Source organism: Brevundimonas sp. P7753, assembly GCF_013386595.1.
GTDB lineage: Bacteria > Pseudomonadota > Alphaproteobacteria > Caulobacterales > Caulobacteraceae > Brevundimonas > Brevundimonas bullata.
In genome coordinates this window covers 1-24,612 of record NZ_JACARP010000005.1, presented here as the reverse complement: position 1 = coordinate 24,612, position 24,612 = coordinate 1, and the positions used below count along the sequence as shown (strand labels likewise).

General features: G+C 68.1%; 24 protein-coding genes and 1 tRNA gene. 21 read left to right on the top strand and 4 right to left on the bottom strand.

The window, feature by feature from the left end:
* Positions 1-134: 134 nt before the first annotated feature.
* The gene (locus tag HX774_RS01240; protein ID WP_178823538.1) at positions 135-1,226 is read right to left on the bottom strand and encodes a CapA family protein; all 1,092 of its coding nucleotides are present in this window, start codon (positions 1,224-1,226) and stop codon (positions 135-137) included.
* A 193-nt stretch (positions 1,227-1,419) separates the two neighbouring features.
* On the opposite strand from HX774_RS01240, the gene HX774_RS01235 reads away from it, so the two are divergent.
* The 4 genes from HX774_RS01235 to HX774_RS01220 are packed head-to-tail and all read left to right on the top strand — an operon-like array spanning position 1,420 to position 8,765.
* Positions 1,420-4,311, top strand: coding sequence for a TonB-dependent receptor (locus HX774_RS01235; RefSeq protein ID WP_178823536.1), 2,892 nt, complete (start codon positions 1,420-1,422; stop codon positions 4,309-4,311).
* Between the two features lie 15 nt (positions 4,312-4,326).
* Positions 4,327-5,943, top strand: a complete 1,617-nt coding sequence (locus HX774_RS01230) for an AbgT family transporter (RefSeq protein WP_178823534.1) — start codon at positions 4,327-4,329, stop codon at positions 5,941-5,943.
* The gene (locus HX774_RS01225) at positions 5,940-7,793 is read left to right on the top strand and encodes a CocE/NonD family hydrolase (protein WP_178823532.1); all 1,854 of its coding nucleotides are present in this window, start codon (positions 5,940-5,942) and stop codon (positions 7,791-7,793) included. Before HX774_RS01230 ends, HX774_RS01225 begins: the two co-directional genes overlap by 4 nt.
* A gap of 3 nt (positions 7,794-7,796) precedes the next feature.
* On the top strand, positions 7,797-8,765 hold the full coding sequence (locus HX774_RS01220; protein ID WP_255499843.1) for a LysR substrate-binding domain-containing protein: 969 nt from the start codon (positions 7,797-7,799) through the stop codon (positions 8,763-8,765).
* 40 nt (positions 8,766-8,805) lie between these two features.
* On the opposite strand, the gene HX774_RS01215 is transcribed toward HX774_RS01220, so the two are convergent.
* Positions 8,806-9,027: a hypothetical protein gene (locus HX774_RS01215; RefSeq protein WP_178823530.1), complete on the bottom strand. Its 222-nt coding sequence runs from the start codon at positions 9,025-9,027 to the stop codon at positions 8,806-8,808.
* A 77-nt stretch (positions 9,028-9,104) separates the two neighbouring features.
* Positions 9,105-9,788 (bottom strand): pentapeptide repeat-containing protein, encoded by a 684-nt coding sequence (locus HX774_RS01210; RefSeq protein WP_178823528.1) that lies wholly within the window; start codon positions 9,786-9,788, stop codon positions 9,105-9,107.
* Between the two features lie 382 nt (positions 9,789-10,170).
* Here HX774_RS01210 and HX774_RS01205 point away from each other — a divergent pair, with 382 nt between their 5' ends.
* From HX774_RS01205 to HX774_RS01140, 14 genes are all read left to right on the top strand, one after another.
* Positions 10,171-10,491, top strand: coding sequence for a TrbC/VirB2 family protein (locus HX774_RS01205; protein ID WP_178823526.1), 321 nt, complete (start codon positions 10,171-10,173; stop codon positions 10,489-10,491).
* Positions 10,491-10,769: a VirB3 family type IV secretion system protein gene (locus tag HX774_RS01200; protein ID WP_178823524.1), complete on the top strand. Its 279-nt coding sequence runs from the start codon at positions 10,491-10,493 to the stop codon at positions 10,767-10,769. Before HX774_RS01205 ends, HX774_RS01200 begins: the two co-directional genes overlap by 1 nt.
* A 7-nt stretch (positions 10,770-10,776) precedes the next feature.
* The gene (gene trbE / locus HX774_RS01195; protein ID WP_178823522.1) at positions 10,777-13,200 is read left to right on the top strand and encodes a conjugal transfer protein TrbE; all 2,424 of its coding nucleotides are present in this window, start codon (positions 10,777-10,779) and stop codon (positions 13,198-13,200) included.
* Positions 13,151-13,888: a conjugal transfer protein TrbJ gene (locus tag HX774_RS01190; RefSeq protein ID WP_178823520.1), complete on the top strand. Its 738-nt coding sequence runs from the start codon at positions 13,151-13,153 to the stop codon at positions 13,886-13,888. The genes trbE and HX774_RS01190 overlap by 50 nt, the downstream gene beginning before the upstream one ends.
* 11 nt (positions 13,889-13,899) lie before the next feature.
* Entirely contained in the window at positions 13,900-15,372 is a 1,473-nt protein-coding gene (gene trbL / locus HX774_RS01185) for a P-type conjugative transfer protein TrbL (protein ID WP_178823518.1), read from the top strand.
* A 4-nt stretch (positions 15,373-15,376) separates the two neighbouring features.
* On the top strand, positions 15,377-16,060 hold the full coding sequence (gene trbF / locus HX774_RS01180; RefSeq protein ID WP_114816576.1) for a conjugal transfer protein TrbF: 684 nt from the start codon (positions 15,377-15,379) through the stop codon (positions 16,058-16,060).
* On the top strand, positions 16,039-17,028 hold the full coding sequence (gene trbG, locus HX774_RS01175; RefSeq protein WP_178823516.1) for a P-type conjugative transfer protein TrbG: 990 nt from the start codon (positions 16,039-16,041) through the stop codon (positions 17,026-17,028). The genes trbF and trbG overlap by 22 nt, the downstream gene beginning before the upstream one ends.
* On the top strand, positions 17,025-18,170 hold the full coding sequence (locus HX774_RS01170) for a TrbI/VirB10 family protein (RefSeq protein ID WP_178823514.1): 1,146 nt from the start codon (positions 17,025-17,027) through the stop codon (positions 18,168-18,170). The genes trbG and HX774_RS01170 overlap by 4 nt, the downstream gene beginning before the upstream one ends.
* The gene (locus HX774_RS01165; RefSeq protein ID WP_178823512.1) at positions 18,167-18,673 is read left to right on the top strand and encodes a S26 family signal peptidase; all 507 of its coding nucleotides are present in this window, start codon (positions 18,167-18,169) and stop codon (positions 18,671-18,673) included. The genes HX774_RS01170 and HX774_RS01165 overlap by 4 nt, the downstream gene beginning before the upstream one ends.
* The gene (locus HX774_RS01160; protein WP_178823510.1) at positions 18,667-19,266 is read left to right on the top strand and encodes a lytic transglycosylase domain-containing protein; all 600 of its coding nucleotides are present in this window, start codon (positions 18,667-18,669) and stop codon (positions 19,264-19,266) included. Before HX774_RS01165 ends, HX774_RS01160 begins: the two co-directional genes overlap by 7 nt.
* On the top strand, positions 19,263-19,544 hold the full coding sequence (locus HX774_RS01155; protein WP_114816571.1) for a hypothetical protein: 282 nt from the start codon (positions 19,263-19,265) through the stop codon (positions 19,542-19,544). Before HX774_RS01160 ends, HX774_RS01155 begins: the two co-directional genes overlap by 4 nt.
* Positions 19,541-19,969, top strand: a complete 429-nt coding sequence (locus HX774_RS01150; RefSeq protein WP_114816570.1) for an AlpA family phage regulatory protein — start codon at positions 19,541-19,543, stop codon at positions 19,967-19,969. The genes HX774_RS01155 and HX774_RS01150 overlap by 4 nt, the downstream gene beginning before the upstream one ends.
* Before the next feature lie 143 nt (positions 19,970-20,112).
* Positions 20,113-20,766: a hemolysin III family protein gene (locus HX774_RS01145; RefSeq protein ID WP_114816569.1), complete on the top strand. Its 654-nt coding sequence runs from the start codon at positions 20,113-20,115 to the stop codon at positions 20,764-20,766.
* Positions 20,767-21,056: 290 nt separating this feature from the next.
* Positions 21,057-22,241 carry a winged helix-turn-helix domain-containing protein gene (locus HX774_RS01140; RefSeq protein ID WP_178823508.1) on the top strand — a complete coding sequence of 395 codons (1,185 nt, stop codon included), beginning with the start codon at positions 21,057-21,059 and terminating at the stop codon, positions 22,239-22,241.
* A 401-nt stretch (positions 22,242-22,642) separates the two neighbouring features.
* On the opposite strand, the gene HX774_RS01135 is transcribed toward HX774_RS01140, so the two are convergent.
* Positions 22,643-22,717: transfer RNA gene (locus HX774_RS01135), tRNA-Asn, on the bottom strand.
* A gap of 110 nt (positions 22,718-22,827) precedes the next feature.
* Between HX774_RS01135 and HX774_RS01130 the strand changes: the two genes are divergently transcribed.
* The 3 genes from HX774_RS01130 to HX774_RS19680 form a co-directional block, all read left to right on the top strand.
* Positions 22,828-23,637 carry an RNA methyltransferase gene (locus tag HX774_RS01130; RefSeq protein WP_178823506.1) on the top strand — a complete coding sequence of 270 codons (810 nt, stop codon included), beginning with the start codon at positions 22,828-22,830 and terminating at the stop codon, positions 23,635-23,637.
* Positions 23,638-23,655: 18 nt separating this feature from the next.
* Positions 23,656-24,051, top strand: a complete 396-nt coding sequence (locus tag HX774_RS01125) for a hypothetical protein (protein ID WP_178823504.1) — start codon at positions 23,656-23,658, stop codon at positions 24,049-24,051.
* Positions 24,052-24,344: 293 nt separating this feature from the next.
* A partial coding sequence (locus tag HX774_RS19680) for a hypothetical protein (protein WP_218650200.1) occupies positions 24,345-24,612 on the top strand: 268 nt, incomplete at its 3' end.

Sequence of the window (24,612 nt, the reverse complement as noted above, 5' to 3'; positions counted from 1 at the left end):
TGTCGTTCAAGCCCAAGGACCAGGCCTATGCCCATCGCCGCACTTTGCGCTGTGCGGGGACTGGTTAGCCTAAGGCCTGTCCAGCCCCGACCGCGACCGCGGCGTCTGGGTCGTCGGGCGTCTTCCTTGTGATTTCAGAAACGAATTACTCCGGTCCTATTGTCCAGCTGGACGCCGAAGCCTTGGCTGCGCCTGGCCACGCGGTCCAGGATGGAGGCCGCGTCAATGGGAGAGGCCAGGGCGGGCAGGCCGCGCGTGGCCATGTCGTCGGGGCCGTTCAGGCCGACTTCGTTGAGGGTGATAGGAACCAGGCGAACTGTGCGACAGCGGCGGCCGTCGAAGGTGCAGTCGGCGATGACGCCTTGCCAGGACTCGAGCGGATAGGCGCCGACGGGCTTTTCGGTCTGGAAGAAGAAGTTTCCCAGGCCATAGAGCAGGGGCGCGCCCTGATAGATTTCGATCCCCTGCACCAAGGGTGCGCCATGGCCGGCGAAGACGGCGGCGCCGGCGTCGATGCAGCGGCGGGCCAGGGCGCGCTGCCATTGGGGAACATTGGCCATGTCCGGCTCCCAGTCGTGGTTGTGCTGATAGGCGATGACGACCTGGGCCTGACGGCGCGCCGACTGGATGGCGTTCAGGATGCGCTCGACGTCCTCGGCGACAGGCTGGCCGGAGGCGTCGCGGCGCAGTTCGTTGACGCCGGGGCGCTCGGGCGTGGCGGCTCCGCCCGGCCGCACCTTGCCGGTGGCGAAGGCGACCAGGCCGACGGTTCCGGCGCTGGAGCCGGCGTAGGCGGGGGCGGCGGCGTGAGCCAGGGTCTCGCCGCTGCCGGTCGAGGGCAGGCCCGCCGCGCGCAAGGCGCTGACAGTGTCGAGGATGCCGCCGGCGCCCAGGTCGAAGGCGTGGTTGTTGGCGGTGGCGACCAGGTTGACGCGGGCGGTCTTCAGCGCCTCCAGCATCTGCGGACCCGCGGCGTGCAGGGTCAGCAGGTCGCGCGTCGGCGCCCCGGCGTTGGGCCCCTGGATCACCGTCTCCAGATTAGTGAAGACCACATGGCTGCGCGCCAGATGGGCGACGACGCCCGTGCGGCCCGGCCATTCGTGGGCAGCGGGGGCGTGCTCGATCAGGGCCTGACCCAGCAGGCTGAGCCGCAGGGATGGAGGCTTGGCCCATGCGGCCGGGGCCAGCGCCGCCGCGCCTGCCGCCAGAAACCCTCGTCGATCCATGCCGTCCTCCCCTGATCGACGACCATAAGATCGCGGTTCGGATTTCCGGTAGATCATGCCGTGAACGCATGGACGGATACGAAACTGCAATAATGTTGCATTCGGTCTCGCGACCCGGCTCCTTCCGGCTCAATCGCACGTCTCGACCAAAAACAGGGACGGCTCAGGGCATTGGAAGATTCGGGGAGTGACCATGACGGGATCGGTTAACGGACAGGCGCGACGCCTGAGGAATGGCGCGGCGCTGGCGGTGCTGGCATGGGTCGGGGCAGGCGCGGCCTGGGCGCAGGAGCAGGCGACGCCCGCACCGGGTTCGCAGCCTGAGGCCGCGACCTCGGTCGATGAGATCGTCGTCACCGGCTCACGGATTCAGCGCAAGGACGCCGACTCGGTCGGCCCCGTCCTGACCTTGACCGCCGAGGACATCAAGAATTCGGGCGCCACCTCGATCGGCGACCTGTTGCAGAAGCTGCCGTCGGCGGGCGTCAGCCTGAACAGCAACGGCACCCAGGGGACGTCTTACGGCGCCTCCTCGATCAACCTGCGCTACCTCGGCGGGGCCGAGGGCAGCGGCAACCGCGTCCTGGTGCTGGTCGACGGCCACCGCTGGGTGGACGGGGTAGGCCAGCGCGGCTTCCGCGACTTCGTCGATCTGAACACCATGCCGCTGGGCATGATCGAAGGCATTGAGGTGCTGAAGGACGGCGCATCGGCCATCTATGGCGCAGACGCCATCGCCGGGGTGGTCAACATCCAGACAATCCGCGATTTCGACGGCGTGCGCCTGAGCACGCGTTACGGCTCAACCGATCGCGGCGACGGCGAGCAGTTCCAGACCATCGCCAACTTCGGCAAGCGCTTCGATAACGGCGCTCTGGTCTTCTCGGCCAGCTATGTGAAGGACAGCCCGATCCTGACCGAGGATCGCGACCTGACCCGCACCAGCCTGGTGCCGGTGACGACGCCGGGCACCAGCCCCTATGGCCTGTTCATTTTGCCGGGCCTGTCCAACAACGCCTTCTTCGGCACGGGTGCGGGCTTCGGCTCCTCGGCTGCGCCCATCGTCGCCAACGGCCTGGGGAACTATGGCGCGGGCGCCGCGGCGGACAACAGCTTCCACGTCGCCAGCCTGCCGGGCGACTACTACAACACCCAGGCTCAGGGCATCTATACGACCGGCCCCAGCGAGCGCTACGGCTTCTATGGTCGCTATCGCGGCGACCTGTCGGACAAGCTGTCCTTCCACGCCGAAGCCCTGTTCAACCGCCGCGTCTCGGACCAGATGTTCTCACCGGTCCTGCTGGACATTGGCGGTACGTCCGGGACCATCCGCGGCTTCAGCTTGCCGTCGAACCACGCCTTCAACCCGTTCGGCACCGCCAACGGCGTGCCCACCGCCAACGCCCTGGCCTTCGGCGCCAACCAGGCCTGGCGGGTGCGCAAGGTGATGACGGATGTGGGCAACCGCGACAACGTTCAGGACGTGAAAACCTATCGCTTCGGCGCGGGCTTCGACGGCGAACTGAACCTGTTCGGACGCGACTTCAGCTGGGACGCCTACGGCAGCTACGCCCGCAACGAGATGAAGTCCTCGGCGCTGAACGGCGTCAACTACGAGAACCTGTTCCTGGGTCTGGGCAATCCGGCGACCTGCGCCGCGACCGCGGGCTGCGTCCCGGTCAACCTGTTCGCGCCGATGACGGCCGAGGCGGCGGACTTCATCCGCTACACGACGCGCGAGACGAACAGCACCGAGATCTATGATCTGGCGTTCAACATCACCGGCGACGTCTATGAGCTGCCGGCGGGGCCGCTGGCCGTGGCGGCGGGCTATGAGTATCGCCAGAACAAGGCGACCGACGCGCCGGACCCCTATGTCAACGCCACGCCCAAATATCTGTCGAGCGCCTACACCACCACCACCTCGCAGACGCGCGTGCCGACCACGGGCCAGTACAGCCTGCACGAAGCCTATCTGGAAGTCGCCGCGCCCCTGCTGCGCGATCTGCCGATGGCCCAGAGCCTGGATCTGAGCCTGGCGGCCCGCTACTCGAACTACGACACGGTCGGCGACGCCACGACGATGAAGGTCGGCGTGGGCTGGCGTCCGGTTCAGGACGTTCTGGTGCGCGGCACCTGGTCGCAAGGCTTCCGCGCCCCGTCGATCCTGGAGCTGTTCCAGGGCGGCCGCGAGGTCTCCTTGCAAGTCATCGACCCCTGCAACGGGGGCGCTTCGGCCAACCCCAGTCTGCCGGGCTGCGTCGGCGTGCCGACCGGCTACAACCAGGCCAACTACAACCTGAACGGCCTGATCCCCGGCACGACCTCGGGCAATGTGGACCTGCAGCCTGAAACGGCCGACACCCTGAGCTTCGGAGTCGCGGTCAAGCCGCACTGGGTTCCAGGCCTGAGCCTGACGGTCGACTGGTACGACATCAAGATCAAGGACGCGATCGCCTCCCAGTCGCCGGCCCAGATCATGAGCCTGTGCGCCGTGCGCGGCGGGGTCTATTGCGACCTGATCACGCGCGACGCCTCGACCGGCGCGGTGCTGAACCTGGTGCAGGGCGCGCAAAACCTGAACGAGATCCGCACCTCGGGCGTCGACGCCACGGCGCGCTATGAGTTCAATACCTCGATCGGCCGTTTCGCGGCCATGATCGACGTCTCCTACCTCAGCGAGTTCTCGACCGTTAGCCCCGATCCGGCGGGCGGCCCGGCCATCGTTGACGACCGTGCCGGCAAGGGGGACCGTTCGCGTTCGACCTATCCGCACTGGAAGGGCCAGACCTCGCTGCGCTGGAGCGACGGTCCGATGAACGCCATGTGGCGCGGCCGCTATATCGGCGAAAGCACCGACGTCGTGAACACGGTCAAGGACGCCAAAACCGACGCCGTCTTCTATCAGGACCTCGAGGCCGGCTATCGTTTCGATCGTTATGACACGACCCTGACGGTCGGGATCAACAACGTCTTCGACGTGATGCCGCCAGCCTCCTACGCCAACGCCCCGATCAACTTCGACATGTACACCTATGACGTGCGGGGCCGCAGCGCCTACGTTCGCCTGGGCTTCCAGTTCTAGGATCAGGCGTTTCTCATGACGGACACCGAGGCCCCGCCGGCCGACACGGGCTGGCGGAAACGGGGCTGGCTCGACCGCATCGAGGCGATGGGCAACGCCCTGCCGGATCCGGTCTTCATCCTGCTGTTCTGTATTGGCGTGCTGGTCGCCGCCTCGGTGGTCGCCGACTGGACCCAGTGGAGCGCGATAAATCCGGTGACGGGCGAGCGGCTTCAGGCCCAGAGTCTGTTGTCCGAGGCCAACGTCGCCCGGCTTCTGGTCGACATGCCCAAGACCCTGACCAGCTTCCCGCCGCTGGGGCTGGTGCTGGTGGTCATGTTGGGCGCGGCGGTGGCGGAACGGTCGGGCCTGTTCGCGGCCCTGCTGGGCGGCGGGGTGAGGCGGCTTCACACCCGCTTCCTCTCGCCCGCCATCTTCGTCATCGGCCTGTTCTCGCACCATGCCTCGGATGCGGCCTATGTCGTGCTGATCCCGCTGGCGGCCCTGGTTTACGCCAAGGCCGGGCGACATCCGCTGGCGGGCGTGGCCATCGCCTATGCGGGCATATCGGGCGCCTTTGCAGGCAATATCCTGCCGGGTCAGTTTGACCTGCTGATGCTGGGCATCACCGCCCCGGCGGCGCAGCTTCTGGACCCGAGCTTCACCGTCAATCCTCTGGGCAACTGGTGGTTCACCCTGGCCATCGGCGTGGTCTTCACCCCCATCGCCTGGTTCCTGACCGACCGCGTGGTCGAGCCGCGTCTGGGGCCGTGGGCCGGCGACAATACGGCGGGCGAAGCCGAGGCCGCAGGGCTCGGCGTGTTGGGTCCGGATCAGAAGCGGGGACTGCGTCGCGCCGGCGTCGCCGCCTTCCTGGTCGTCGGTCTGTTCGCCGCCCTGACCCTCTGGCCAGGGTTCAGTCCTCTGGTCGATCATGACGCCGTGGGGCCGCGTCGGCTGGCGCCCTTCTACGGCGCCCTGATCGCCGCCTTCATGCTGCTGTTCGTCTCGACCGGCTGGGCCTATGGGGCGGCGGCCGGGACGATCCGTTCGCACCACGACCTGGTGAAGATGATGGCGGAAGGGCTGAAGGGGATGGCCCCCTACATCGTTCTGGCCTTCTTCGCCGCCCACTTCGTGGCCATGTTCAGCTGGTCCAACCTCGGTCCGGTGCTGGCGGTCAAGGGCGCCGAGGGGCTGAAGGAGCTGACCCTGCCTTTGCCCTTGCTGCTGGTCGGCCTGCTGATGATGTCGTCGGTGCTGGACCTAGTCATCGGGTCTGCCTCGGCCAAATGGAGCGCCATGGCGCCGGTCGTGGTGCCCATGCTGATGCTGCTGGGCGTCTCGCCAGAGATGACCACGGCCTCCTACCGGATGGGCGATTCCATGTTCAATATCGTCACGCCGTTGGCCAGCAACTTCCCGCTGGTGCTGATCATGTGCCAGCAATGGAAGCCCAGGTTCGGCGTCGGGTCGATGATCGCCCTCATGCTGCCCTACAGCGCGGCCTTCGGCGCTGCGGGGATGATGCTGATCCTGGCCTGGGTCGGCTTCCAGCTACCGGTCGGACCGGGCGCGCCCGCCGCCTATCACCTGCCGTCGCCGCCTGCGGCCGCCAGCGCGCCCTTTCTAACCGAGCCTGCCGTCCGATGATCGATCTGCCGCCTCTGTCCGGCGTCCGCGTCATGCGCGACGTCATGATCCCGATGCGTGACGGCGTCTGTCTGGCCGCCGATGTCTATCTGCCGGAGGGCGCGGAGGGGCGTCTGCCGGCCCTGTTGGAACGCACCCCCTATGACCGGCGAGGGACGAATCACGCCGACCGCTCCGCCGCCGATCCGACGCCGCGCTCCAAGCCCGAGATCGCCGCCGAGTTCGCGCGGGGCGGCTACGCCTATGTCCTGGTCGATTGCCGGGGGCGCTACGGCTCCGAGGGCGTCTTCACCAAATACGCCAACGAGGCCGAGGACGGCTTCGACGCCATGGCCTGGCTGGTGCAGCAGGACTGGTGCGACGGCCGGGTCGGGACGCTCGGCCTGTCCTACGGCGCCCACGTTCAGGCCGCCGCCGCCTGTCTGAACCCGCCGGGTCTGAAGGCCATGTTCATGGACTCTGGCGGTTTCTCAAGCGCCTTCCACAGCGGGGTGCGGCAGGGCGGGGCCTTCGAGCTGAAGCAGCTGACCTGGGCGATGAAGCACGCCCGCCTGTCGCCGCTCAGCCAGGAGGACCCGGCGCGTCTGGCCGCCCTCGACGCCGAGGACGTGCGCGACTGGATGGCGGTCAATCCGTGGCGACCGGGCCGGTCGCCGCTGGCTGCGGCGCCGGAGTACGACGCCTTCATCCAGGACATGTGGCGGCGCGAGACCTTTGACGACTTCTGGCGCGCGCCCGACTTTTGCGCCGCCTGTCATGAGGATGCGTTCACTGACGCGCCCATGGTCTTCATGAGCAGCTGGTATGATCCCTACGCCCTGTCGGCGACGGACAACTACGCCCGCTTCAGTCGCGGCAAGGCCGGGCCGGTCAAGCTGGTCATGGGGCCGTGGACGCATGGTCAGCGCTCGGTCGCCTATGCCGGAGACGTGGACTTCGGCGCCTCCGCGACCCTGGACGGCTTTCTGGCGCCCGACTATCTGGCCCTGCGCCGCGCCTGGTTCGACCGCTGTCTCAGGGGGCAGGAAGCGCCCGACTATCTGGCGTCGCCAGTCAGTCTGTTCGTCATGGGCGGCGGCAGCGGACGACGCACGGCCGAGGGGCGGCTGGATCACGGCGGCTGCTGGCGGGCCGAGGCCGACTGGCCCCTGCCGGGCACGGTCTTCGCCGACTTCCACCTGCACGCCGACGGCGGTCTTTCGCCCAACCCGGCCAAACCGGGCGCGCGCGTCTGGCGTCACGATCCCGTCTGTCCCGTGCCGACTGCGGGCGGGGCCATCGCCTCGGGCGCGCCGGTCATGGAGGCCGGAGGCTTTGACCAGCGCGAGGCGCCGGGCCTGTTCGGCGCGACGGTCATCGGCCGCGCCTTCGCTGACCGCGACGACGTTCTGGTGTTCCAGACCGAGCCGCTGGAACAGGCGGTCGAGGTGACGGGGCCGATCACGGCGCGATTGGCGGTGTCGTCTTCGGCTCTGGACACGGACCTGATGATCAAGCTGATCGATGTCTATCCGCCTGGCGATGACTATCCCGAGGGCTACGCCTTGAACTTGACCCACGGCGTGCTGCGCCTACGGTTCCGTGACTCCTTCGCGGCGCCGCGCCCGTTGGCTCCGGGTGAAGTGTATGACGTCGAGATCCAGGCCTTCCCCACCAGCAACCTGTTTGCGGCCGGGCATCGCATCCGCCTGGACGTGGCGAGCAGCAACTTCCCGCATTTCGACGTCAATCCCGGCACGGGCGCCCCAGCGGGCGAGGTCACGGGGGCTGTGGTCGCGATCAACCGCATCCACACGGGGCCCGATCGGTCGCGCCTGGTCCTGCCCATCGTTCCGGCGCGGAGGACGTAACTGATGGCGCTGGTCTCGGCCGGCGCCCGGCGTCCTATCCGGCTGCGCGCCATGCGGGCCTTCCGGGCCATCTTGCAACAGGGATCGGTCACGGCGGCCGCCCGGACCCTGGGCCTGACCCAGCCGGCCGCCAGCCGCCTGCTGGCTCAACTGGAGCAGGACCTGGGGTTCGAGCTGTTTCATCGTGACCGAGGCCGTCTAGTCCCGACCGCCGACGGGGTGATGCTCTACGAAGAGGTCGAACGGGCGCTGGACAATGTCGACCGGGTTCAGGACATGGCCCGCGACATTTCCGACTTTCGTGTCGGCCATCTGCGTCTGGTGGCGCCGCCCAGCTTCCTCGAGGCGGTCCTGCCCGACGTCATTACGGCCTTCCTGGATGAGTACCCGCGCGTTCACCTGTCGATCGATTCTCACGGCATCGAGGCCGCAAAGAACATGATCGCTTCGCGCGCCGTCGATGCCGGGTTCGTCAAGCTGCCGTTGAATCGCGACGATCTCGATGCTCGCACGGTTTTGGTCAGCGAAACGGCTTGCGTCTTGCCTTGCGATCATCCGCTGGCGGCTCTGCCGGAAATCTCGGCGCTGGATCTGAAGAACACGCCTCTGGTCCTGCTGGGGCAGGGGCGGCGCTTCCGCTCCCAGGTCGAGGCCGCCTTTGCTGAGGCGGGCGTCGTCCCCCGCGTTCGGGTGGAAACCCATACAGTGGCCTCGTCCTGCGCCTTGGCCGCTCGCGGCGTCGGCGTGGCCATCGTCAACGAACGTCTGGCCCAGGCCTATGTGCGCGGCCAGACGGTGCTGCGGCGCTTCAGCCCGCCCATCCTTCACGAATACGCCTTCGTGGTTTCCAACAGCGTCAAACCCTCACGTCTGGCAGAGGCGTTTCTCGGCTTGCTGGCAGCCGCTCAGAACGGGCTGTCGACTAGCGTTATCGAGACGAAATCGACGGGCGGCTTTAATCCCGCAACCTGAGGACGCCGCCACCGGCGCTTGCGAGGGCGGGCGGATCTTTTCAGGCCGCTAGGGCGTCCATCAGCCACTGCTTGAACGCTGCGGCGTCAGCGGCGGTCTCGAAAGCGTAGTTGTCACCCTGGACATAGAACCATCTATCGCCGGGGCGCTTCTCCAGCCAAGCGATGATCCGGGCGCGTACCTCCGGCCCGCGATCCGGCATGCTCATGGTGACGGTCTTGCCCTTGGCCCTGGCGTGTTCGATCGGCGTCAGTCGTTTCATGGGGCGGGTAGAAGGCGGTTCGCTGGCTGTGTCGATGTGTGGCGTCCGGTTCTCAACAGCTGCGTCCGGCCTGGGGACTAGATGACCTTGAGGCCCAGTTCGGCCAGCAGGGCGCCGGCCTGGGCGCGAGAGATGGTCGCGCCCTTGAAGAGCCGGGCGTCGTTCAGGCGCAGGCCGCCGAGGTCCGCGCCCCTTAGGTCGGCGTTGTCGAACCGGGCATCGACCAGGTGGCTCTCGCGCAGACTGCAGTTGTCCAGGACGGCGTCGCGGAAATCGCTTCCGGCCAGGTCGGCATGGCTGAAGTCCAGCGTCTCCAGCGTCTGTTTCCTGAAGGAGAAGCTGGGCAGGCGGGCGGAGGTCAGAGTGGTTTCGACGAAGCGGGCGCCGACGTGTCGCGACCGGGAGAAGTCGGCGCCGGTCAGCTTGCAGCCTGTGAAGACCGCCTCCGAGAGGCTCGCGCCGGTGAAGCGGGCGTTGTTGAGATCGCTGGAACGCCAGGTCGAGGCGTCCAGCCGGGTTGCGGTGAAGTTGGCCATGGCGCCGCGACAGCCGGAGAAGCGGGCTTGCTCCAACTGGGCCCCGGTGAAGTCCGTCCCCTTGAAGCTGCAGCGCTCGAACCGAAGGCCGTTCAGGTCGAGATTGGACAGGTCGGCCTCGTCGAGGGCGCAGGTCTCCAGCACGAGATCGGCGCCGGCGGCCGACTTGAGCAGGGCGACGAGGTCGGATCGCGAAAGCGTCTGGCCGTCAATTTTGTGGTCCATGGGGCGCCTGCAGGAGTCTGTGGAGCCTCGCGGCTACCACATAGATTGCGGCGAAACTCTGGCGAGATGAGAAGCCGTCTGCAAGCAGGCTTGGCCGGGAGGTCGGCGGCAGGGGTGAGACAGGCACGTCGGTCGGGAGGGCTTTTCAGCCGGAGGCCTGACAGCAGGCGGCTTTCCGGTGGAGGCTCCGGGTCGGTCGACGATTTGGACCGGGTAGTCCGGCGAAGGCGCGCGCCGATGCGGCTGAAACTCGTGAGAGACTTGTTCCGAAAGTCATTTTAACTTACGGAAATTATTGATTATTATTCTTGACAGTCTGTGGATTGTTTTGCTTGCAATGAGTCGCAAGGCGCTGAAACGCGCTGAACTCTGGGAGGCGATCATGAAGCGGAGCGTAGGACGACGCCTGTTCGGCGCGGCATTGGCAAGCGGACTTCTGGCGGCGGGTACGGCCGTAGCGGGTGGGTCGGGCATGCCCTGGGAAGGGCCGATCCAGCAGGTGGTGCAGTCGATCACGGGGCCGGTCGTTCAGGCCGCCGCCGTGATCGCCGTGGTCCTTTTCGGGGCCGGGGTGGCCATGAGCGAGAGCGGTTCCTCCATGAGAAGGGCCTTGGGCATCCTGTTCGGCCTGACCATCGCCTTCGCCGCATCGACCTTCTTCCTCGACTTCTTCGGCTTCGCCGGCGGGGTGGAGATCGCCTGATGGCCCGCGCCCTCGACACCCTCCATCCCGAAGGCTGGGACCTGCCGGTCGCCCAGGCCCTGTTCGAACCCGTGCTGATGGTCGGCATGCCGCGCGACTACGCCGTCCTCATGGGGACGACCGCCATGGTGCTGGGACTGGCGCTGCGCATCTGGTGGCTGGGCCTGCTGTGGTGGGCCGTCGCCCATGCCGTGGGCCTGTGGGCGGCGCGGGCGGACCGGCGCTTCTTCGACGTCCTGCGGCGGCATTTGGCCCTGCCCGGGCACCTGGACGCTTGAGGCCGCCATGCGCTTCCTCGACGAACACCGCCGTCGTCCCGCCAGTCTGGCGGATCATCTGCCCTGGGCGGCCCTGGTCTCGCCGGGCGTGGTTCTGAACAAGGACGGCTCCTTCACCACGGCCTTCTCTTTCCGGGGCCCGGACCTCGAATCCTCGACCGAAGAGGAGTTGATGGCGGTCCGGGCCCGGTTGAACAACGCCCTGAAACGCCTCGGGACCGGCTGGTGCCTGCATGTGGAGGCGCGTCGGCGTGCGGCGACGCCCTATCCCGAGAGCGGCTTCGACGTGGAAGCCGCCTGGCTGGTCGACGCGGAACGGCGCGATCATTTTGAACACGCCGACCCGGCCTTCGAAACGGACTACCGGCTGGCCCTGACCTGGCTGCCGCCCGCCGACGAGACGCGTCGGCTGGAGCTCTGGCTGTTTGACGGCTTGGCTAGGGCCGGACAGGACTGGCGTCAGACCCTGGCGACCTTCCGCCGCGAGGCGACTGCGACCTTCGACCTCCTGGCCGACGCCTTGCCGGAGATCGCGCCTCTGGAGGACGCGGCCCTGCTGACCTGGCTGCACGCCTGCGTCTCGCCCCGACCCCATCCGGTGCGGCCGCCGGAGACGCCCGTCTTTCTCGACGTCTCGCTGGCGGACGCCGGCCTGACGGGCGGGACGGCGCCCCGGTTAGGCGATCAATGGCTTCGGACGGTGTCGGTGCGCGGCCTGCCCTCGGCGACCCGGCCCGGCCTGCTGGACGGGCTGGGCGCCCTGCCTTTCGCCTATCGCTGGACCGCCCGCTGGATCGGTCTCGACAAGGCGGAGGCTGAGCGGGAGATCATCAAGCTGCGCAAACGCTGGTTCGCCAAGCGCAAGGGGGTCGGCGCCCTGCTCAGGGAGGCGATCACCAAGGAGGAACAGCCCCTGATCGACACCGACGCCGCCTCCAAGACGGAGGAATGCGACGGGGCCCTGGAGATGCTCGGGGCCGAGACCTGTTCCTTCGGCTATCTGACCCTGACGGTTACCGTGCTGGATGAGAGCGAGGAAGGGGCCTCTGCCAAGGCGCGCGCTGTCGAGGCGGCGCTCAACGCCCAGGGACTGACGGCGAGGATCGAGGACCTGAACGCCGTGGAAGCCTGGCTCGGCTCCCTGCCGGGCGAACCCTACGCCGATGTGCGCAGGCCTCTGGTCTCGACGCTCAACCTGGCCGACCTCCTGCCGGTTTCGGCGGTCTGGGCCGGACCGTCTGGCGACGCCTGCCTGGACGGGCCGCCTCTTGCGGTCGCTCGGACCACGGGCTCCACGCCCTTTCGTCTGGTGCTCCATGTCGGCGACGTCGGCCACGCCATGGTCGTGGGGCCGACCGGGTCGGGCAAGAGCGCGCTGCTGTCCTTCCTGGCCCTGCAGTGGTTCCGCTATCCAGGGGCGCGGGTGGTCTTCTTCGACAAGGGTCGGTCGGCGCGGGCGGCGACGCTTGCGGCCGGCGGCTGCTGGCGGGCCCTGGAGCGGGGCGCGGCCTTCTCGCTCCAGCCCCTGGCCGGGATCGACCTGGACGACGAACGGGCCTGGGCCGCCGAATGGATCGCCGAGACCGTGCGTCAGGCCGGGCTCGAGCCGACGCCGGCGGTCCGCGAGGAGATCTGGGCGGCGCTGGCGGCGCTCGGCGAGGCGCCGCTTGAGCAGAGGACGCTGACCGTCTTCTGCGCCCTGGTCCAGGACAAGGCCGTGGCGGCGGGCCTGGAGGCCCTGACCCTGAAGGGGCCGCACGGGCCGCTGCTGGATGGGGCCGGCGAGGCGGTGGCTACGAGCCGTTTCGACACCTTCGAGCTCGAGAGCCTGATGGCGACGCCATCGGCGGTCGCGCCTGTGCTCTCGGCTCTGTTCCATCATCTTGAACAGAGTTTCGACGGCCGACCGACCCTGCTGGTGCTGGACGAGGCCTGGTTGTTTCTCGGCGAGACGGCGTTCGCGGCCAAGATCCGGGAATGGCTGAAGACCCTGCGCAAGAAGCGGGTCGCCGTGGTCTTCGCCACGCAGAGTCTGGACGATGTGGCGGCCTCGCCGATTGCGGCCACCCTGATCGAATCCTGCCCGACCCAGGTCTTCCTGCCCAATCCCCGGGCGCTCGAGCCGTTGTCGGCGGAGCTCTACCGCGGCTTCGGCCTGAACCGGCGGCAGTTGGAGCTGATCGCCTTCGCCGCGCCCAAGCGCGCCTACTACTGGCGTCAGCCCCAGGGACGACGGCTGTTCGACCTGCGGCTGTCGGGCGTGGCCCTGGCCCTTTGCGGGGCAGGATCACCCGAGGACCAAGCCCTCATCGACGCCGTGCTTTCGCGATCCGGCGAGGCCGGCTTCGCTCGTGAATTCCTCAAAGCCAAGGGAGTGCGAGATGTGGATTCCGTTTTCGACACCTTCGCCCCGCCGCTGGCGGCCGAATAGGTCGGCTGCGGTCATCGTCGCCGTCACGGCCCTTATGGCCGCTGACGGCGTACAGGCCCAACAGGTCGTGTTCGACCCGCGCAATCACATGGAGAACGCGCTCCAGGCGGCGCGTCAGCTCGAAAGCCTGGCCAATGAGGCCCGTAGCCTGGCGGCCTCGCCCTACAGCCATCTGGCCCAGAACAGCCAGGCCCTGCAGGACATGGCCGAACTGGCCCGGTCGGCGCGCGGGCTGGCGGCCTCGGTCGACGGGCTGGAGCGACAGTTCGCGGATCTTTATCCCGACGACCTGTCGGGCGCGGACGCCCTGGACATGCTGGAACAGGGACGCGGACGCGTCGCCAATGCCCGGCGCACGGCCGGGGACCTGGCCCGCACCGCCGCCGAACTGGAGCGGCTGGGGCAGGGGCGGGGACAGAGGCTTGCCGGCGCCCTGAACGCCAGCCAGTCGGCCTCGGGCCAGACGGCGGCGGTCCAGTCTTCCAACCAGATGCTGGCGGTCCTGGCCGAGGACCTGGCCGCCTTGAGGGTGCTGATGCTCGCCCAGGCCAGGCTGATGTCCGAAGGGGCGGCGCGCGACGCGGCGGAACGGACGGCGGGGGCCGAGGCGCGTCGCCGGGCCTGGGCGCGGCCTGTCGCGGACCCCAACCCGCCCGCCTTCGACCCGCTGTCGAACGCGCGGAACTAAGGAGAAGGACGATGGCGATCGCAGTAGGCGTGGAGACTCCCAACGAGCTGATGGCGGTCTTTTCCAACACCATCTCGGCGGGCTTTTCCGCCCTGCAGGGACCGGTCAATGGGATCTTCGGGCTGATGATCGTCCTGGTCGTCGCCCTGACCGGAATCCAGTGGGCCCTGTCGTCCAACCGCGAGGTTCTGGCGTCCGGCTTCGGCAAGGTCGTGCTGATCGGCGCCTTCGCCTGGCTGATCAATGACTGGCAGGCCCTGTCCGAGACGATCTACGCCGGCTTTCTGGAGTTGGGCCTGACGGCAGGCGGCGGTGGTCTCAGCCGTGCCGACTTCCTCAATCCTGGCGCCATCCTCGCCGAAGGTTGGCGGATCGTGAAGGCTCTGGGGGACACCCCGGCCCCGGTCGAGAACCCGCTGGATGTCGCCGGCAACCTGACCGACGCCCTGATCCTCGGCCTAGCCATGATCGGGATCATGCTGGCCTTCGCCGTCCTGGCCCTGCAGATCATCGTCTCCCTGGTCGAGTTCAAGATCGTGACCCTGGGCGGCTTCATCCTTCTGCCCTTCGGCATATGGAGCAAGTCCGCCTTCCTGGCTGAACGACCTCTGGGTTATGTCGTCGCGGCCGGCCTCAAGGTCCTGGCCCTGGCCATTGTCGTCTCGGGGGCGAGGAGCGTCTTCGACCAGCTCCAGCCTTCGGCCAATCCCGACATCTATGAAGCCCTGACCATTCTGGTCGCCGCCATCCTCCTGGCCATGCTGGCCGTCTTCATTCCCAATCTGGCATCGGCCCTGGTCACCGGGGGGCCGGCCCTAGGCGCAGGCGCGCTCGTGACAGGCGGGCTGGCGGTCGGCGGCGCAGGGCTCCTGGTCGGCGCCGGTCTGGTCGGGGCAGGCGGCGCCGCCGCGCGCCTGGCTGGGCCGGCGAGAGCGGCCTCAGGCGCGGGGGGCGGGCGGTCGACGCCGCCGTCGGGTTCGGGCTCGCCTTCGTCCCCGTCTTCGCCGTCGCCGTCGCCTTCACCGCCCCCGTCTTTGTCGGCCTCGCCCAGGCCCGGGGGGCTAGCGCGCGCCTCAAATGACAACCCGTCGCCGTCGGGTCCGAGATCCTCGCCTGGAGGCGCCGGCGTTAGCGAGGCCCAGCGGGCCTGGTCTCCGGACGCCGGCCCACAAGGGGAACCTTCGTCGGCGGCGGAGCCGGGACCGGGGTCTAAGTCCGGGAAGGACATGGCCGGCGGCATTCCAGGCACTACGGACGGGCCAGGCCCTGGCCGCAAGCCCGAAACCATCGCCCGGGAGGCTGAGGCGGCGCGCAGGGATTTCCACCGCGCGGCGGCGGGCGGCGACGTCCCGGCGCGGGGCAGGGCTACGGGCCGATCCGCGGCGCTGCAGGCCTTCTTCGTCGCCAACGCCGGCCGCGGCCTGATGCCGTCCGGCGAGACCAGCGGCGTCCTGTCGCCCTCCCTCAAGACCGAGGAGCCCTGAAATCATGCATCCCTTCTTCCGCCCCCGGCGGGCGCTGAGCGCCGCCCCGGACTCAACCCCCTATCAGAGGGCCGGCCAGGTCTGGGACGACCGCATGGGCCTGTCCCTGGCCCATGCCCGCAACTGGCGCCGCATGGCCCTGGCCAACCTGGTCTTGGCCGCATTCCTCGGCGCGGGCTGGTGGGCCCAGGCTGAGCGGGCCGTGGTCATGCCCTTCGTGGTGGAGGTGTCGGACTGGGGCGAGACCCAAAAGATCACCGCCATCGGCGGCCGTTATGAGCCCAGCGAGGCCCAGGTCGGCCATGCGCTGGGCGGCTGGATTCGCGACGTTCGCTCCAAGAGCATCGATCCCATCGTCATCCGTCAGAACTGGCTGCGGGCCTACGACCTGATGACGCCGCGCGCCGCCGCCTTCCTCAACGCTTGGGCCCAGACCCACGACCCCTTCGCCGACGCCGGGCGCGAGGCGGTCAATGTCGAGGTGCTCAACGTCGTGCGCCGCACCGAGCGAACCTACGACCTGCAATGGCGTGAAACCCGCTACGTCAACGGCCAGCAGGCCGGGAGCGAACGCTGGCGGGCCCTGATCACGACCGGCCTGCAGCCGCCTCGCACCGAGGCCGAGCTGATGAAGAACCCCCTGGGATTGAAGATCGAGGACGTATCATGGACCCCCGACGCTTCCTGAGATCGACGCTGCCCCTGGCCGGGGCGGGCCTGCTCCTGTCCGGCTGCGCCGCCCTGCAGGCCAGCGACGAGGTTCTGGCGATCGCGCCTGCGGCTGAGACGGAGGCGGAGGACAGCCCTGCCGTTGAAGTCCTGGCCCTGCCGGCGGAGAGCGAGACGGCCGTTCCGTATCTGGCCGTCGTGAGCGGCAGGCCGACGGTCGAGGTCGAGGCGACGACCGGACCGACGGGTCGTGCGGCCATCGCCCGGGCCAACCAGGCGGCGCGGGCGCCGTCGCGGGCGGACGGCTTTGTCGGCGGGGTCCAGGTCTTCGCCTGGTCTCCGGGGCGGGTGTTCGAAATCTGGACCGCACCTTTGCGGGTCACCACCCTGACGCTGGGGGAGGGCGAGACCCTCGTCTCCAAAGCCGCCGGGGACACGGTGCGCTGGCAGATCGGCGAGGTGGCGTCGGGCACGGGAGCGGCGCGCCGGACCCATGTCCTGCTGAAGCCGCTGGAGCGGGGGCTGGAGACCAATCTCGTCCTGACCACGGATCGACGGGTCTATCTGCTGGACCTCAAGAGCGGGGCGGCTGACGCCTTCAACGCCGCCGTGGCCTGGGATGACGCGGGACAGGCCGGAAAGGTGGCGGAGCCTGAGACGCCGGCCCGGGTTGATCCGGTCGCGACGCCTCAGGGGCCGCTCGACGCACGCTACCGCATCGAGCCCTTGGGGCGGCGGGCGCGCTGGACGCCGACCTCTGTCTTCAACGATGGCCGGCGCACCTTCATCGCCTTCTCCACAGACCTGCAGGTCGACGAGGCGCCGGTCCTCTTCGTGGTCGCGCCGGACGGCGAGGCCCAGATGGTCAACTACCGCCAGCAAGGCGGGCTCTTCGTGGTCGATCGCCTGTTCGATCGGGCCGAACTGCGCCTGGGGGATCGTCGTCCGCAGGTGGTGCGGATCCGTCGTCTGGGAGCCGGGCTATGACGGCGCCTCAAGGTCCCGGTTCGCCGCTTCCCAAGGAACCGGTCCACCTGTCTCTGCGCGCGCTGCGGCCGCCGGTCGTCCGACTGCGCAAGTCGGTCGTCCATGTCATGGTTCTGGGCGGCGGGGTCCTGGTGGCGGGATCGCTCGCATGGGCCTTCGTGGTTCAGCCGGAGTTGCGGGCCAACGCCCAGGCACGCGCCGGGGAGGATCGACCGGACGCTGCCGCCGGGGTGGTGCGGCCGGCCGAGGCCGTCACGCGCCAGCCGGCCAGCTATGATCGCTTGCCGCCGCCGCGCGGCGCTGCGGCGGTCGGCGCTGAGGTTAAGGGCCCGGCGCCGTCTGCGGCTTCCTACCCTCAGCCGGCCTATCGTTCGGCCTCGACGCCGAGGACGCCCGACAACGGTGCGGCGCAAGCGGCGCGCTCTGGCCTCTTCTTTGAAGGGAGTGTCGGCGGGCGGACGTCGGTCGAGGGGGCGCTGGAACGGCCGGAATCCGGGGGAGACCGGGGCGGTCTGGCGAACGGAAGCCGTGGTTCGGCCTACAACCCCAATGTCCTGGCTGCGCCCCTGTCGCCCTTCGAACTCAAGGCGGGCGCAGTCGTGCCGGCGGCCCTGCTGACCGGCGTGGACACGGCGCGTGCGGGGCCCGTGGTGGCCATGACCACCCAGAACGTCTTCGACACGGTGAGCGGACGGCACCTCCTCATCCCCCAGGGCACGCGGCTGATCGGCCGCCATGAGGGGGAGAGCGCCTATGGCGACCGGCGGGCTTTCCTGGTCTGGGATCGGTTGATCCTGCCCAACGGCAAGAGCCTGATGCTGGACGGAGAGCCCGGCGTGGACGCGCAAGGGGCCGTGGGCGTGCGCGGTCAGGTGGATCGCCGGCTGTTTCCCCTTCTGGTCGGGACGCTTTTCGCCGGAGCCATCACGACGCTCGGGCAGATGGCCCGGGACGGCGGCGACCGGGGTTCGGGCGGCTGGCGCGGGGACGCCGGCGACGCCGCCGCCATAGAGGGCGCTCAGGTGGGCGGTCGTCTGGTGGATCGCGAACTCGAGGTGCGCCCCTCGATCCGGCTGCGGTCGGGCGCCCCGGTGCAGGTAATGATCACGCGCGACCTGGTGCTGGAGCCCTATCAGCCATGACCCCGCACCGGACCCTTTGGCGGCGCTGGAGCCTGACTGCAGCAGGGATCGGTCTGGCTGCGGGGGCCTTGGTCGCAGCCGACAGGCCGACCCTGGCCCTGGTCAATGAGAGCCCAAGCCTTCCGCGCGGCCTCTATCTCCGCTCGAGGGGGGATGTCGGACGCGGGTCGATCGTGGCGATCGCCCAGCCCGAACGGGTTCGACGCTATCTCGCGCGACTGGGCATGCCGTCCGAGGTCCTTCTGGTCAAGCGCGTCGCGGCCGTCGGCGGCGACAGGGTCTGTGCTGACAGCCGCGTCGTCCGCACGCCCGGGCGGCGGGTCTTGAGGGTCGCAAGGGACGGCGAGGGGGTCGCCCTCCCGACCTGGAACCAGTGCCGCCTCCTCGCGGACGACGAGCTCTTCCTGCTCGGCGACACGCCGGGGAGCTTCGACAGCCGCTATTTCGGCCCTGTCCTCAGGGACGAGGCGAGGGGAGTCTATCGGGAGGTTCTGACATGGTGAGACTGTTTTTGACGGCGGCGCTTCTGGCGGCGTGGCCGGGCGTGAGCTCGGCCCAGACGGTCGACTGGTCGCGCGCCGGAGGCGATCTGTTCGGGCGAGCGGCTGCTGTAGAGGAGGGCGTGTCGGACGGCGGAGATGAACCGCGCCTGGGGCCGCTGAGCCAGCCGTTCGGCGAGGCTGTGGCCGCAGCGGCGGCCGGCCATGGCCTGGACCCTAAGCTGCTGCATGCCCTGGTCCTGACCGAGAGCGCCTATCGTCCGGACGCCCGATCTCCGGCCGGGGCCGGCGGTCTGACCCAGCTCATGCCGGCTACGGCCCTCGAGTTGGGCGTCAAGGATCGCTTTGATCCCATTGAAAACCTTATGGGCGGCGCCGATTACCTGGCGCGGCAGATCCTCAGGTTCGGGGACCTTCGCCTGGCGCTGGCAGCCTATAACGCAGGCCCCGGCCGTGTCGCCCGTCTGGGGCGCGTGCCCGATATCGCCGAGACCCGCGCCTATGTGGCCACGGTCGTGGACTGCTACCTCGCTCTCAGCGCGGGGCGGCAACTGACCAGTTCGCGCCAATGCGCCTCCAGGGAGACGGGGCGATGATCCCGGATCGCGATATTGAAGGGGAAGCGCCTTCGACGGATGGGGACGAGGACCTGCTGACGCGAGCGGAGGCTTCAGCCTTCATCGGCCTGTTCGGCATCCGGATGAAGCCGGCGACCCTGGCGCGGCTGTGGTCCACCGGCAACGACGGCCCGCCTTGCCGACATGTCCGGTCCAAACCTCACTATCCGCGGGGCCTGCTGCGCGACTGGGCCCGGTCGCAGATTTCCGACATCCGGACAGGCGCGCCGTCTGCCGCAAGAGGACGACGCCGGTGACTTGGGAGCAGGATCGGGAACCGGTGGAGAGCGGCGGACCGGAGGACCGGCTGCTGACGTGGAACAAGGTCCGGGACGTCACGGGCCTGAGCCGCTCCACGGCCTGGCGGCTTCAGCGGCTGGGCGACTTCCCGGAACCGGTGCGGATATCGGTGAACCGGGTCGGGTGGTGGGAGAGCGAACTGACGGCCTGGAAGGAGACGCGCAAATCCCGAAAGTCGAGGCGGCCGATGTCCCTCACGGCGCCGCGCGCGCCCAAGTTGATCGAGAGCGCCCGCTCCGCCCGTCCTGGAATTGATCGGCCCCTATCCGAAGTGTCGAGACAATCTCAGGAGGTTCCGCCGTCGTCCGCCGCCATGAGCGAGCGTCGGCCCCGGCCCCGTAAACGACATGTTTCGGCCGATCAGATCGATTTCGGTTTCTAGCCACTCGCGCTTCCATCCGGTACTTTGCGACATGCATTGCGGACAGCAGCATGTCCGGATTCTCGAGCTGGACGTGTAGGCAGGCGGGACGCCGCCAGCGCCCTCGTGTGGGATTTTATGATAGGCTGAACGCCGTGACCCAGATGACTCTTCCGCCGAGGCACTATCCGACGTCGCGCGCCAGGTGCGCGGACTTGGTGGTGCATATCGTCGGTCTGGCCTTCGCCCTGTTCGGCGGCGGCGTCCTCCTGGGACTGTCTGTGGCCAAGGGAAGCCTCGGGCTAGTCCTGGCCGTCTGCGTCTATGCGGTCGGCATGCTGGCGATGCTGGGCTTCTCAACCGCCTATAATTTCGCAGCGCCCCGGTGGCGCCCGCTTCTGCGTCGTCTCGATCACGCGGGCATCTTCCTGATGATCGCCGGCTCTTACACGCCGTTCACCACCCACAATCTCACCGGCGCCTGGGCGTGGGGCATGACGGCTGCGGTGTGGAGCCTTGCGATCCTCGGGGCCGTGGGAAAGCTGTTCCTGCCGGGCGTCGGCCGCCGGTTCTGGATCGTCCTGTACATTGCCTTGAGTTGGTTGGTCGTGATCGCCTTCAAGCCGATGATCGCTCACGGCTCCTGGATCGCCCTTCTGCTTCTGGCCGTCGGCGGGGCCCTCTACATGTCCGGAGCGGTCTTTTACGTCCGCAAGAAGCTCAGGTGGTTCCGGGCCGTCTGGCATGGCCATGTGGTGGCGGCCGCCAGCGTGCATTGGGCGGCGGTTCTGGTCGGCGTGGTGCTGGCGTCGTCCTGACAGGGTCTATGGCCAGGCCGTTCGTCGGCCCTTGCGCTTGGGCGGGTCGATCAGCCGTGACGTGAAGTCAGAGTTCGACCAGAAGGGCGAGACTATTGGCACGAGACGCAGGGGCGGCTCAGCGGGAGTAGGCGGTGATCCAGAGGCCGACGACGAAGTCCTCTCCGACCTTCTCCCCTGGACCATCTGGGAGACGCACGGCTTCATGGTGATTCTGGCGCTGTTCGCCATTGCCTGCTTTGCGGCACGGGTCATTATTCGATAGGGACATGTGCTGGGTGAAGGCGGGCATGGAGACGATCAGCTTGCCGCAGGCGCGCCGGATGGCGCTGGCCGCCCAGGGATTCGGCGGCCGCCGGCCCGAGGCTCCATCGTCTCTTCATCTCAGGCGCACAATCGATCATCTGCACCTGCATCAGATCGACAGCGTCAACGTGCTGTCTCGCGCGCACTACCTGCCGGCCTTCTCGAGGCTGGGCGGCTATGAGCGCGCCGACCTGGACCGGCTTGCGTGGGGGCCGCCTGGCCAGCGCCGACTGTTCGAATACTGGGCGCATGAGGCGTCCCTGATCCCGTTCGACCTGCACCCGCTCCTGCGGTGGCGCATGGCCCAGGCCGACCGCGGCGAGACCGGCTGGGGGCAGATGAAGCTCTACGCCGGCGAACGGCGGCCCGAGGCCATGGCGCTTCTGGAACGCATCCAGAGCGACGGCCCCATGGCGGCCTCGGATTTCGAAACCCACAAGGGGCGACCCGGCTGGTGGGAATGGAGCGATACGAAACGGACGCTGGAGTGGCTGTTCTGGGCCGGTCACATCACGACCGCCGAGCGACGAGGGAGTTTCGAGCGCGTTTACGACCTGGTGGAACGCGTCCTGCCGGAGGCGGTCCTGGCGGCATCGACGCCTACGGACGCCGAGGCGCATCGCGGCTTGATCGAACGGGCGGCGCGGGCGCACGGCGTCGCGACCGAAGCCGAGCTGCGCGACTATTTCCGTCAGCCTCTGGAGGCGGCGCGGCGGGCGACTATGGAGCTGGCCGAGGAAGGGGTTCTGATTCCAGTTTCGACGCCGGGTTGCCGTCGCGCCTGGGTTCATCGCGATGCACGTATGCCGCGCAAGATTGAGGCCTCAGCGCTTCTTGCTCCCTTCGATCCGCTGATCTGGCATCGGGACCGCGCTGAGCGCCTGTTCGGTTTCCGGTATCGGATCGAAATCTACGTGCCGGCGGAGAAACGGCTGCACGGCTATTACGTGCTGCCCTTTCTTCTGGACGAAGGGCTCGTCGCCCGCGTGGACCTTAAGGCAGACCGCCAGCGCGGGCGTTTGATGGTCCGGTCCGTCCATCTGGAGGAGAACGCGCCTCCCGATACGCGGGACGCCCTCGAGGCGGAGCTGGGCCGCATGGCGGACTGGCTGGGGCTGGAGGAGGGCGTCGTGTCCGATCCGGGCTCAGGGGATGTGGCGGAACGCTGAGCCGACCGCCGCCGTCAGCACGTCGCCAACTGCTCTGTTCACGCGCCTGGAGGATCGAAAGGTGTGGATGGATATCGGCGTCGCGACCGCAGCTGCGACTAATCGATTCCGTGTTTGAAATGTCGATGTCGGGCGACGCCGACTGCTTCGGTAACCCACCCGGTTCGAGCCGCTGGAATCACCCGCAGGAGCCTTGCCTGGGCACCATGGACGGCCCTCGCTGGAGGGCTTGTTCAGGCGCTAGGTCGCCCGCTGAGCTCTATCGCTGAAAAGGGGTGCAAAGCCATGCAGAACGAAGACGCGAAAAATCGTATCGCGTGGTCGGTGGATGGGAAGCTGGATGGGAAGCCACCAGGGGCAAATATTAAGCGCAATAATTTCATGGGCTTAATGCCCCCGAGTGGCTCCGCGGGTAGGATTCGAACCTACGACCAGCCGATTAACAGTCGGCTGCTCTACCACTGAGCTACCGCGGAACATCCCCTCGGGGGAGGCCGCTGTATAGCAACGCCTTTTTGATTCATGCAACGGATAAAGTGCAGAAAACGCCGAAATCTTTCTGGCAGGGTGCGCTAGAAGGCTCCGCATGAATTTGATCCCTGTTTCCGATCCTGCCGACCCCCGTATTTCCGCCTTTCGCGACGTGAAGGAGCGCGACCTGACGGGGCGTCAGGGCCTGTTCGTGGCGGAAGGGGAGGTGGTGCTGCGGGTGCTGGCTTCGCCGGCTTCGCGCTGCGCCCCGGTGGCGGTGCTGATCGCGGAGAAGCGGCTGGAGGCGCTGCGCGATGTGCTGGAGCGTTTGCCGCACCATGTGCCGGTCCATACGGCGCCGCAGGACGTGCTGGACGGGATCGCGGGCTTTCACCTGCACCGGGGGATTCTGGCTTTGGGCCGCAAGCCGGACCCGCTCGCGCTCGGGGCGTTCCTGGACGGGCTGCCGGAGCGGGCCGTGGTGGTCGGGACCTGCGGCATCGGTAATCACGACAACATGGGCGGCCTGTTCCGCAATGCGGCGGCGTTCGGGGCGGCGGGGCTGCTGCTGGATGAGACCTGCTGCGATCCCTTCTATCGCAAGGCGATCCGGGTCTCGGTCGGCGCGGCGCTGAGAACGCCCTTTGTTGAGGGCGTGACGGCGACGGCGATGGTCGATGCGCTGGAGGCGCGCGGATTCGAGGTCCTGGCGCTGACGCCGTCGGCGACCGATACCCTGTCCGAGCTGAAGCCCGCGCCGCGCACGGCGATTCTGCTGGGATCGGAAGGGCCGGGCCTGTCGTCCGAGGTCATTGCGCGTTGTCGGCCGGTGGCGATCCGTATGTCGGGAGGATTTGATTCCCTGAATGTCGCAACGACCAGCGCGGTGGCCTTGCATCATCTGACGACGGCGGGCGGTCGCTAAGTCGGGGATCGAGGGCGGTTGCAGCGGAAACGGCACGCCAGAAACAAGAAAGCCGCCCCGAAGGGCGGCTGGGAGACGGTAGGTCGCCTGTTCGAGAACAGCGCGAAGATCCGATGGTCCTGCGAGGTGTCGCCTGGCCACCACGGCGACGTCGACCTGAAGAGGATCATTGAGGCGAAGGGCGGTGACTATGTCCTGATCAACAAGAAGCCGCCTTGCCGCTTCCCCGGCTGCCCTGGGCTTGTGACCTTCGCCGATTATTCGCGGGTCTATTGGCGGAAGCTGGAGACGCTCAGCGACCGCGACGAGGAGTGGTGGACTTTCAACGATCGACGCCGTGACGAGCTGAAGGCGCTAGGCTGGCGAATGGAGATGGGGAAGTGGGTTGCCCCTAAGAAAGAAGCCCCCGCCTGAGAGGCCGGGGGCAGGTGAAGGGGTCCACGAAGAGCGGCGCTTATTGCCGGGCCACCGCTCAAGCAGCCGGCACTGCGATTAAGGAACGGCGGGGTGCGGCTACGGTTCCTTAGCTGCGCCAGACAGCCTTGGGTTTTGGTGGTCTCGCGGCCGAGTGGAAATGAGCTGTCTTCGCCTCTTGCTCTGTGAGCAAGCCCTGGTCGACGCAGGCGAGGCGACAATAGTGGTCCCATCCAAGAAACGGCTGTGCCGGATCGTGATCGGGCACGTCGATATAAATGGTACGAGCGTCGATGATCCTCAGAAAAGTGTGCATGCGTAGGGGCAGCATCAGGAAGCGAAGAGACCGCATCGGAGAGTTCCTTCTCGCGGGCGTTGATGATGGTGGTGTCGGTTGCGCGGGTCGTGGCGGCCGTTTCCCGCGCGCTGGAGGCCTTCGCCTCGACCTTGGCTTGGTCGGCGGCCTGACGGTCGCGAATGCCCTCAGCGCCCCTGTGAGCGCAGTATCCGCCGAAGATCAGGAAGGCGGCGAGGACGGCGTAGAGCAGCCATATGCGGGGC

Coding starts and splice junctions, on each gene's coding strand:
- HX774_RS01240 (WP_178823538.1), bottom strand. CDS start 1,226: ATGGATCGACGAGGGTTTCTGGCGGCAGGCGCGGCGGCGCTGGCCCCG.
- HX774_RS01235 (WP_178823536.1), top strand. CDS start 1,420: ATGACGGGATCGGTTAACGGACAGGCGCGACGCCTGAGGAATGGCGCG.
- HX774_RS01230 (WP_178823534.1), top strand. CDS start 4,327: ATGACGGACACCGAGGCCCCGCCGGCCGACACGGGCTGGCGGAAACGG.
- HX774_RS01225 (WP_178823532.1), top strand. CDS start 5,940: ATGATCGATCTGCCGCCTCTGTCCGGCGTCCGCGTCATGCGCGACGTC.
- HX774_RS01220 (WP_255499843.1), top strand. CDS start 7,797: ATGGCGCTGGTCTCGGCCGGCGCCCGGCGTCCTATCCGGCTGCGCGCC.
- HX774_RS01215 (WP_178823530.1), bottom strand. CDS start 9,027: ATGAAACGACTGACGCCGATCGAACACGCCAGGGCCAAGGGCAAGACC.
- HX774_RS01210 (WP_178823528.1), bottom strand. CDS start 9,788: ATGGACCACAAAATTGACGGCCAGACGCTTTCGCGATCCGACCTCGTC.
- HX774_RS01205 (WP_178823526.1), top strand. CDS start 10,171: ATGAAGCGGAGCGTAGGACGACGCCTGTTCGGCGCGGCATTGGCAAGC.
- HX774_RS01200 (WP_178823524.1), top strand. CDS start 10,491: ATGGCCCGCGCCCTCGACACCCTCCATCCCGAAGGCTGGGACCTGCCG.
- trbE (WP_178823522.1), top strand. CDS start 10,777: ATGCGCTTCCTCGACGAACACCGCCGTCGTCCCGCCAGTCTGGCGGAT.
- HX774_RS01190 (WP_178823520.1), top strand. CDS start 13,151: ATGTGGATTCCGTTTTCGACACCTTCGCCCCGCCGCTGGCGGCCGAAT.
- trbL (WP_178823518.1), top strand. CDS start 13,900: ATGGCGATCGCAGTAGGCGTGGAGACTCCCAACGAGCTGATGGCGGTC.
- trbF (WP_114816576.1), top strand. CDS start 15,377: ATGCATCCCTTCTTCCGCCCCCGGCGGGCGCTGAGCGCCGCCCCGGAC.
- trbG (WP_178823516.1), top strand. CDS start 16,039: ATGGACCCCCGACGCTTCCTGAGATCGACGCTGCCCCTGGCCGGGGCG.
- HX774_RS01170 (WP_178823514.1), top strand. CDS start 17,025: ATGACGGCGCCTCAAGGTCCCGGTTCGCCGCTTCCCAAGGAACCGGTC.
- HX774_RS01165 (WP_178823512.1), top strand. CDS start 18,167: ATGACCCCGCACCGGACCCTTTGGCGGCGCTGGAGCCTGACTGCAGCA.
- HX774_RS01160 (WP_178823510.1), top strand. CDS start 18,667: ATGGTGAGACTGTTTTTGACGGCGGCGCTTCTGGCGGCGTGGCCGGGC.
- HX774_RS01155 (WP_114816571.1), top strand. CDS start 19,263: ATGATCCCGGATCGCGATATTGAAGGGGAAGCGCCTTCGACGGATGGG.
- HX774_RS01145 (WP_114816569.1), top strand. CDS start 20,113: ATGACTCTTCCGCCGAGGCACTATCCGACGTCGCGCGCCAGGTGCGCG.
- HX774_RS01140 (WP_178823508.1), top strand. CDS start 21,057: ATGGAGACGATCAGCTTGCCGCAGGCGCGCCGGATGGCGCTGGCCGCC.
- HX774_RS01130 (WP_178823506.1), top strand. CDS start 22,828: ATGAATTTGATCCCTGTTTCCGATCCTGCCGACCCCCGTATTTCCGCC.